The organism is Mesorhizobium sp. P3_A9, assembly GCF_056402975.1.
This window is the reverse complement of the sequence record NZ_JBFUGJ010000667.1, coordinates 1-1463: the sequence shown is the minus strand read 5'-3', so window position 1 is coordinate 1463 and position 1463 is coordinate 1. Positions and strand designations below refer to the sequence as shown.

Annotated in this window: 1 protein-coding gene and 1 pseudogene; both read left to right on the top strand. The window is 60.8% G+C overall.

Features of this window, described 5'->3' with window-relative positions:
- Positions 1–569: pseudogene (locus AC1DX0_RS35825) on the top strand (hypothetical protein); the annotation flags it as partial.
- 205 nt (positions 570–774) lie between these two features.
- Complete coding sequence (locus AC1DX0_RS35820; protein ID WP_477224097.1) at positions 775–1416, top strand: 50S ribosomal protein L25/general stress protein Ctc; 642 nt, start codon at positions 775–777, stop codon at positions 1414–1416.
- The last annotated feature ends 47 nt before the right edge of the window (positions 1417–1463 follow it).

The window sequence follows — 1463 nt, the reverse complement described above, 5'->3', positions numbered from 1 at the left end:
TGTTGCGGTCGTTCCTTGCCTTGCAAGGGGCGCTGGGCCGCATCGATTTTCACGGCGAGGCCATCTCGATTTTCGGAATCCCTTCGCAAGCCTGGCTCCGCAGTTCGTTCATCCTGATGCACCCGCGGCAACTCAGCAGCCTGGGATCTTTGGTAAGCGTCGGCAGGAACGCGCCGATTTTCAGCGGCAACCCCCGGCAGCCCTTCCGTGATGACGCTCCGATCTCGCAAGGATATCAGCGGTTTTTGCTGCGTTGGCTCACCGGCGACAGAGCCGGCAAAGGGCCAGTCTGGCATTCAAGGTTCGATCTTACGCCTGAAACGCTGCCGTTTTTCGAAAGCAAGGCCAGGGCTATTCTCAATGAGCAGATGCTCACCAACAGGTTGCTGGCCAGTGGATGCGCGCCTGTCGACGTGACATGGCTGGCACAGAAGGCTGGGGAGGCGAGCCCCCAATCCGAGAATGACATTCCGGACTGGCGCGTGCAGGTCGGCTCCCGAGCGCAAGCCAAACGCACTTTGATCCAAAAGCTCCGCCGCCGGTTGTCCAAACTTATGTCGTGGCAATGATGCCTGCCATCTCTGGTTGCCCCCGCAGGCATGGCCAGCCCAACCGCTTGCACCTGTGGCCACCTTCCGCTATAGAGCCGCCACCCGCGTAGACACCCTTGGAGGCAACGCGGCGGAAGGCCGCCTCACCCGGCGGCTTTCGACGTTTACGGTCCAGGCGCACTGCCCACCGCGAACGCTCCAGAACAAACCGAAAGGAAATGCCATGAGCCACGACACTTACGAGCTCAAGGCCGAAGCACGCGAACAGGTCGGTAAGGGGTCCGCCCGTGCAGTTCGCCGCAACGGTAAAGTGCCTGCAGTAATCTATGGTGACAAGCAGCCTCCCCTGGCTATCGCGCTCACCTACAAGGACATCTACTACAAGATCCATGGCGGCGGGTTTCTGACCACGATCGCCACGATCGATGTCGACGGCAAGAAGATCCAGGTCCTGCCGAAGGACTTCCAGCTCGACCCGGTCAAGGATTTCCCTGTCCATGTCGACTTCCTGCGCATCGGCAAGGACACCGAAGTCAACGTCGACGTGCCTGTCCACTTCATCAATGAGGACAAGTCGCCCGGCATCAAGCGCGGCGGCGTGCTCAACATCGTGCGTCACGAAGTCGAGTTCCACTGCCCGGCCAATGCGATCCCGGAATTCATCACCGTCGATCTCACCGGCACCAACATCGGCGACTCGATCCATATCTCGGCGGTCAAGCTGCCGGCCGGCGTCAAGCCGGTCATCTCCGATCGCGACTTCACCATCGCGACCATTGCCGGCTCRTCGGCGATGAAGCCGGAGACGGAAGAGACGGCTGAAGCGGCTGCACCTGAAGCGGCTCCTGCCGCCGAAGAGAAGTAACTCTTTCTCGCCCGGAGCAGACGATGCTTGTCTTTGCAGGCCTCGGC